The sequence below is a fragment of the Desulfovibrio aminophilus DSM 12254 genome (assembly GCF_000422565.1).
GTDB classification, from domain to species: Bacteria; Desulfobacterota; Desulfovibrionia; order Desulfovibrionales; family Desulfovibrionaceae; genus Aminidesulfovibrio; species Aminidesulfovibrio aminophilus.
Genome location: NZ_AUMA01000007.1, coordinates 304360 through 310359 on the forward strand (window position 1 = coordinate 304360; position 6000 = coordinate 310359).

Here is a 6000-nt window from a genome sequence, read left to right on the forward strand (position 1 = left end):
CAAGGCCTGGTCAGACCCTGGAATCCAGATCGCGCAAGGCCCGGAACAGGGCGCGGAAGGCCTTGGGCGGAGCGTTCTTCTCGCGCTCCCGCCGGGCCTCGGCCGCCATGCGCGCAAGGCGTTCCACGTCGGCCGCGGGGTAGCTCGCGAGGATTTCCTCGGCGACACCGGGCAGGGCCTCCACCAGGCCGTCGCGCCAGCGTTCCAGACGCTGGAAGGCGCGGGAGTCGGCCAGCCGGTCCTGGTCCTTGATCTCCAGGGCCCGGCGGATGGGCTCGGGGTCGGCGTCGCGCATGAGCGAGCCGATGTATTGCAACTGACGGCGGCGCGCCTCGTGGCCCTTCATCTTCCGGGCCTCGAGGACGGCCCGGCGCAGGGTTTCGGGCATCTCCACGCGGGACAGGGCCTCGGGGGAAAGTTCCACCAGCCGCGCGCCCGTATCCTGCAGGGCGGTCATCTCGCGCTTTTTCTGGGAGCGGCTCTTGGGGCGATCATCTGTGCTCATGGAGGGCATCCTAGCCCAGGCCGAGGTTTTGCGCAAAGCCCGCGCGTTGACAATTCCGGGCCGGGCGACGTACTGACCAAGGCGATCCCGGAGGTTTTCATGGACGAACACGACAAGAGGATTCTCGACATCATCCAGTCCGACTTTCCCCTGGAATCCCGGCCCTACGGAGCCGTAGGCGAACGCCTGGGCCTGACCGAGGCCGAGGTGCTGGCCCGGGTGCGGGCGCTTAGGCAGAGCGGCGTGATCCGCCGCACCGGGGCCAACTTCGACTCCCGCAGGCTGGGCTGGCGCTCCACGCTTTGCGCCGCCCGGGTGCCCGAGGATCAGTTGGAATCCTTCGTGTCCGAAGTCAACCGCCACCCCGGCGTGACCCACAACTATCTGCGGGAGCATGAGTTCAACGTCTGGTTCGCCTACATCGGCCCCTCCTGGGAGAACGTGGAGTCCACCCTGGCCGGGATCACGGCCGCCACGGGCATCCCGATCCTCAACCTGCCCGCCAGCCGCCTGTTCAAGATCAAGGTGGACTTCGCCATGGGCGAGGCGTAGGGGGACGGCCGTGTCGGATGTGATTCTCTCCCCCTCGCTCTTGTCTTCGGACTTCGCGCGCCTGGGCGACGAACTGGCCGCCCTGGAGGCCGCCGGAATCCGCTGGGCCCACCTGGATGTCATGGACGGCGCCTTCGTGCCGAACATCACCTTCGGCCCGCCGGTGATCAAGGCCATGCGCAAGGGCTGCTCCCTGTTTTTCGACACCCACCTGATGATCGAGCGCCCGGAGCGCTACATCCAGGACTTCGTGGACGCCGGGGCGGACCTCATCTGCGTCCACGCCGAGGCCACCGTGCATCTGGAGCGGACTTGCGCCATGATCGCCAAGGCCGGGAAGAAGGCCGCCGTTGCCCTCAATCCCGCCACTCCGGCCGAGGCCGTGAAATATCTTCTGCCGCAGCTGGACATGGTCCTGGTCATGAGCGTGAACCCGGGCTTCGGGGGGCAGTCCTTCATTCCCTTCAGCCTGGACAAGATCCGTGAGCTGAAGCGTATGATCGCGGCCTGCGGGTCCCGCGCCCTGATCCAGGTGGACGGCGGCGTGACCCCGGAGAACTGCGCCGAGATCGTGGCCGCCGGGGCCGATGTGCTCGTCTCGGGTTCGGCCTTCTTCAACCACCCGCCTTACGGCGAACGGCACAAGACCTTTCTGGCGGCCTGCGGCCGCTGACCACGCCAAAGAAAAGGGGGCCCCGAGGCCCCCTTCGTTTTTTCACGGTTCCGCTCGTCTAGCGCAACGCGGGCAGCGCCCTCAGGTCGTTCTCCAGGTCGCCGTAGATTCCGGCCACGGCCCGGCGCAATCCCTCCACCAGGTCGCGCGGCTCGCCGCCGGTCAGCGGTTCCTCGCGGCGGTAGTCCCGGGAAAAGACCACCGGGGTGTCGGGATCGCGCTCATCCAGGAGCAGGAACTGCATCTCGACCACGGCCTTGCCCGGCTTCATCGAGTAGTCGCCGCAGAACACGGCCGCGTTGGTCTCCAGGGTCAGGTCCGGCCGCACCAGGGTGGCGGAATCCAGCACGTGGCCGAACACGCCGCTTTGAGCCAGCCATTGGCGCAGGTCCTGGCCGAGCATCTGGGACGGCGAGACGAAATAGAGGTTGTAGAAGTCCGAGGAGAAATCCGTGGGGCCGGTGCGGTAGACCATCTCCCGGCCGTCGTAGCGCGGCGAGACCATGACCCGGCGCACGGCCAGCGTCGGCCCTCCGGCGCGCGGCGGTTTCGCCTCGCCGCGTTTCACCTGGAGGTCGAAATGGCGCTTTTCCACCGGCGGGTGCTTGAGCCCGCCCATGCAGCCGCCGAGGGCCGCGAGGAGGAGGGCGCAGAGGCCCAGGAGAAGGACGCGTCTGTTCATGGGTTCTCCGGGTTCACTTTGGCCGGCGGATCGCCGAAGATCATGCCCGAGGGATAGCGCTTGGCCTCGTTGGAGAGTTCCCGCAGGTTCTCCATCAGGCGCCGCGTGTCCTCGACGATGTCCTCGATATTGGTCTGCTGCCCGGCCACCAGGGCGTTCACCCGGCCCAGCAGGTCATGCAGCCTGGAGGCGGCCGCGCGCATGTCTCCGGCCGAGGCGTTGACGTTCTTGAGGGTCGTTCCCAGCCCGGCCAGGTTGGCCTTCATTTCGGGACTGGCCAGGGTCTTCTCGATCTGGCCGCTGGCGGCCTTGATGCTTTCGGAGGCCTCGCGCATGGAGGCGGCGATGACCAGCACGTCGTCCCCGGCCGAGGCCACGATGTGGTCCACGCCCTTGGCCGCGTTGGCCGCGCTGGTGATCAGCGTGTCGAACTCGCGGCGGTTGAGCAGGTCGTTGACCCGGTCGATGGCCTTGCCCAGGTCCTCCAGGTTGGAGGCCAGGAGTTTTCCCACGCCCTGCTTGTCGCCGCCCTTCATGAACTGCGAGAGGCTGGCCGTGATGGTCTTCACGTCCGAGATGATGGCCTCCAGGTCCTGCTTGTTCAACGCGCCCAATGTGTCGCTGATGCGCGAGACGGCCTCCTCCACCTTGGAGAGGGTGCTCGGCGCGGAGGGGACATAGAGGTACTGCGGCTCCCAGTTGATTTCCAGGGGCGGGTTGGCTGCCGGGTCCAGGTAATCGATGCCCAGGTAGAGCTGGCCCGTGAGGCCCTGGGAGACCGGACGCATGCGCATGCCCCGCTCGATCTCGGACTTGATGCCGTGGGCCAGTTCCTCGTCGGGTATATTGTGGAAATAGCGGGCCTCGACCTCGCATTCCACGAGAACGTAACGGTACTTGCCGCTGAAGAAGCCGGAGTACTTGTCGGCCACGAAGCCGATGGCGCTCACCCGGCCCACCTGCACGCCCCGGTACTTGACCGGAGAACCGACTTCCAGGCCGTTGACCGACTCGTTGATGTAGGTTTCCAGGTGATAGATCTTCTTGAAGAACCGCCCCGCGCCCAGGACCACCACCATGAGCACGAACAGGGCGCTGCCCGTGATGAGGAAGAGTCCGAGCTTGAAGGTGTTGGGCCGTGTGCTCATGAAGCCTCCGCGCCGGCCGTCTCGCGGTGGAAGAAGCGGCGCACCAGGGGGTTGTCCGAGGAATCCCGGAGATCGGCCGGGTTGCCCTGGGCCACGATGCCCTGGGCCGTCTTGTCCAGCATGATGGCCGTGTCCGCGATGGCGAAGATGCTCGGCAGTTCGTGGGAGACGACCACGAAGGTCATGCCCAGGGAACGTGAGAGGCTCTGGATCAGTTCGTCGAGCCCGGCGGAGGTGATGGGGTCGAGTCCGGCCGAGGGCTCGTCCAGGAAGAGCACCTCGGGATCCAAAGCCATGGCCCGGGCGATGGCCGCGCGTTTCTGCATGCCGCCGGACAGTTCCGAGGGCAGGTGGTCGCGGAACTCCTCCAGGCCCACCAGGGAGAGTTTCATGCGGGCCACGAAGTCCCGCGCCGAGGGAGGCAGGTCCGTGAACTCCTCCAGGGGCAGACGCACGTTCTCCAGCAGGGTCATGGAGCCGAACAGGGCTCCGCCCTGATACATGACCCCGATCCGCCGCAGGATGGCCTCGCGGTCCGCGCCGCCTTCGATATCCATGCGCAGGGGCCGTTCCGACTCCGGAAAGTGGTAGGTCACGGTCCCGGCCGCCGGGCGGTAGAGCCCGATGAGGTGCTTGAGCACGGTGCTTTTGCCGCAGCCCGATCCGCCCAGGATGACGAAGATCTCGCCCCGGCGCACGTCGAAGGAGACGTCGCGGACGATGACCCGTTCGCCGTAGGCGCAGGTCATGTCGCGTACGCTGATGACGATGTCCAGGGGATCGGCGGCCACGGCGTCCCTCAGATGCCCAGGTAGTAGAAGGCCACGGCGAAGATGCCGTCGGCCACGGCGATGAGAATGATGCCGGAAACCACCGCGCTGGTGGTCGACTGGCCCACGGCTCCGGCTCCCGCGCCGGTGGTCAGGCCGCGCTGGCAGCCCACTCCGGCCACCAGCAGGCTGAAGATCAGGCCCTTGAACAGCCCGCCGAGGAAATCGATCATGCCCAGGTTGGCGAAGACCCGCGAGGTGTAGGTGGCCAGGGGAAATTCCAGGGAGAGCATGACCACGGCCCCGCCCACGAGGCTGGCGAAATTGAAGAAAAGGATCATCAGCGGCATCATGGCCACGGCCGCCAGAACTTTGGGCGCCACCAGGAAGCGCACGGGGTCCAGGCCCATGGTCACCAGGGCGTTGACCTCCTCGTTGACCTTCATGGTCCCGATCTCGGCGGCGAAGGACGAGCCCGAGCGTCCGGCCAAGAGGATGGCCGTGACCAGCCCGCCCAGCTCCCGAAACATGACCAGCCCGAGCATGTTGGGCACGAAGATCTGGGCTCCGAAACGCTCCAGGCTCATGGCCGACTGGAAGGCCATGATCAGGCCCATGAGGAAACCGATGAGCAGGATGATGGGCAGGCTTTCGGCCCCGGCCCGCTCGCAGGTGAGCAGCATGTCCTGCCAGCGTACGCGGCGGGGGTGGCGCAGGGCGTAGCCCAGGGCCAGGGTGCATTCGCCCACGAAGGCGACCATCTGCTGAAGATCGTCGAAGAAGCGCATCCCGGCCAGTCCGGCCCGGTCCACCAGTCCCGGCCTGGGGCGGGCCGGGCCCTCGTCCCGGCGCAAGCGGTCGGTGTCGAAGAGGTCCAGGAGCCGTTCGTAGCGCTCGGGCAGGCCGCGCAGCTCCAGGCCGCCGCCCTGGGCCTCCTTGTCCAGACGCAGGCGCAACAGCAGGGCGATGCCCGCGCCGTCCAGGGCCTTCACTCCGGAAAGGTCGGCCAGCACATGCCGCACGCCGGCCTGTCCCGCACGGGCGAGGATCTCGTTCCAGAGGCGGCCGAGGGCCTGGGCGTCCAGCCTGCCCGCGAACGACAGGGTCAGGCCGTCCGGGGCCTGGGGGGCGTAGTCGATGCGCAAGGCGGCTGGTTGGTTCATGTGGGTCCATTCCTGGCGTGGATTGTCGCACGCCAACTTCTATTATTATTGCATTCAAGGAGAAAAGGCAAAACCGGAAGCCTCTTGACAAAAATGGGCGAACAGAACGATATTCTCAAAACAGAAGGAACAAAGAATGATCGACGGAATCGACAGGAATATTCTGATGATTCTTCAGGGAGACGGCCGTGTGTCCAACGCGGAGATCGCCCGGCGCGTGGGCATGGCGCCCTCGGCCGTGCTCGAGCGCATCCGCAAGCTGGAGCGCAAGGGCGTGATTCAGGGCTACGAGGCCCTGCTCGATCCGAAGTCCCTTGGGCAGCGGCTCACGGCCTTCACCACGGTGCATGTCAGCGAGGCCGTTGGCTCCACCGAGGCCGGCGCCCAACTGGCCCAGGTGTCGGGCGTCCTCGAAGTCAGAAGTGGGTCCGGTTTTTGGACCACTCGGCGGCAAAACTAAGGTGGACAGGTTCATGGGCTATGCCGCCTTTTCTGGGCAAGCCAGAG

Annotated in this window: 8 protein-coding genes; 3 read left to right on the forward strand and 5 right to left on the reverse strand. The window is 66.5% G+C overall.

All coding sequences use genetic code 11. The annotated features are described in order from the left end of the window. Positions 1 to 10: 10 nt before the first annotated feature. Positions 11 to 505, reverse strand: coding sequence for a ribosome biogenesis factor YjgA (gene yjgA, locus H587_RS0105125; RefSeq protein ID WP_211219488.1), 495 nt, complete (start codon positions 503 to 505; stop codon positions 11 to 13). 99 nt (positions 506 to 604) lie between these two features. On the opposite strand from yjgA, the gene ahbA reads away from it, so the two are divergent. Both ahbA and rpe read left to right on the forward strand, forming a co-directional pair. Next, complete coding sequence (gene ahbA / locus H587_RS0105130) at positions 605 to 1057, forward strand: siroheme decarboxylase subunit alpha (protein WP_027175361.1); 453 nt, start codon at positions 605 to 607, stop codon at positions 1055 to 1057. Between the two features lie 19 nt (positions 1058 to 1076). Continuing rightward, positions 1077 to 1730 (forward strand): ribulose-phosphate 3-epimerase, encoded by a 654-nt coding sequence (gene rpe / locus H587_RS0105135; protein WP_027175362.1) that lies wholly within the window; start codon positions 1077 to 1079, stop codon positions 1728 to 1730. A gap of 58 nt (positions 1731 to 1788) precedes the next feature. Here the strand turns inward: rpe and H587_RS0105140 are convergent, their stop codons facing one another. The 4 genes from H587_RS0105140 to H587_RS0105155 are packed head-to-tail and all read right to left on the reverse strand — an operon-like array spanning position 1789 to position 5493. Next, positions 1789 to 2412, reverse strand: a complete 624-nt coding sequence (locus H587_RS0105140) for an ABC-type transport auxiliary lipoprotein family protein (RefSeq protein ID WP_027175363.1) — start codon at positions 2410 to 2412, stop codon at positions 1789 to 1791. Continuing rightward, a complete protein-coding gene (locus H587_RS0105145; protein ID WP_027175364.1) occupies positions 2409 to 3560 on the reverse strand; it encodes an MlaD family protein in 1152 nt (383 codons plus the stop codon). The genes H587_RS0105140 and H587_RS0105145 overlap by 4 nt, the downstream gene beginning before the upstream one ends. Beyond that, positions 3557 to 4309, reverse strand: a complete 753-nt coding sequence (locus tag H587_RS0105150; protein ID WP_051202455.1) for an ABC transporter ATP-binding protein — start codon at positions 4307 to 4309, stop codon at positions 3557 to 3559. Before H587_RS0105150 ends, H587_RS0105145 begins: the two co-directional genes overlap by 4 nt. A gap of 50 nt (positions 4310 to 4359) precedes the next feature. Beyond that, positions 4360 to 5493 (reverse strand): ABC transporter permease, encoded by a 1134-nt coding sequence (locus H587_RS0105155; protein WP_034608558.1) that lies wholly within the window; start codon positions 5491 to 5493, stop codon positions 4360 to 4362. 136 nt (positions 5494 to 5629) lie between these two features. Here H587_RS0105155 and H587_RS17320 point away from each other — a divergent pair, with 136 nt between their 5' ends. Further along, complete coding sequence (locus H587_RS17320; protein WP_051202448.1) at positions 5630 to 5953, forward strand: Lrp/AsnC family transcriptional regulator; 324 nt, start codon at positions 5630 to 5632, stop codon at positions 5951 to 5953. Positions 5954 to 6000: the final 47 nt, after the last annotated feature.

Excerpts from the sequence above, each read along its gene's own strand:
- yjgA (WP_211219488.1), bottom strand. The coding sequence starts at position 505 with ATGAGCACAGATGATCGCCCCAAGAGCCGCTCCCAGAAAAAGCGCGAG.
- ahbA (WP_027175361.1), top strand. The coding sequence starts at position 605 with ATGGACGAACACGACAAGAGGATTCTCGACATCATCCAGTCCGACTTT.
- H587_RS0105140 (WP_027175363.1), bottom strand. The coding sequence starts at position 2,412 with ATGAACAGACGCGTCCTTCTCCTGGGCCTCTGCGCCCTCCTCCTCGCG.
- H587_RS0105145 (WP_027175364.1), bottom strand. The coding sequence starts at position 3,560 with ATGAGCACACGGCCCAACACCTTCAAGCTCGGACTCTTCCTCATCACG.
- H587_RS0105150 (WP_051202455.1), bottom strand. The coding sequence starts at position 4,309 with ATGACCTGCGCCTACGGCGAACGGGTCATCGTCCGCGACGTCTCCTTC.
- H587_RS0105155 (WP_034608558.1), bottom strand. The coding sequence starts at position 5,493 with ATGAACCAACCAGCCGCCTTGCGCATCGACTACGCCCCCCAGGCCCCG.
- H587_RS17320 (WP_051202448.1), top strand. The coding sequence starts at position 5,630 with ATGATCGACGGAATCGACAGGAATATTCTGATGATTCTTCAGGGAGAC.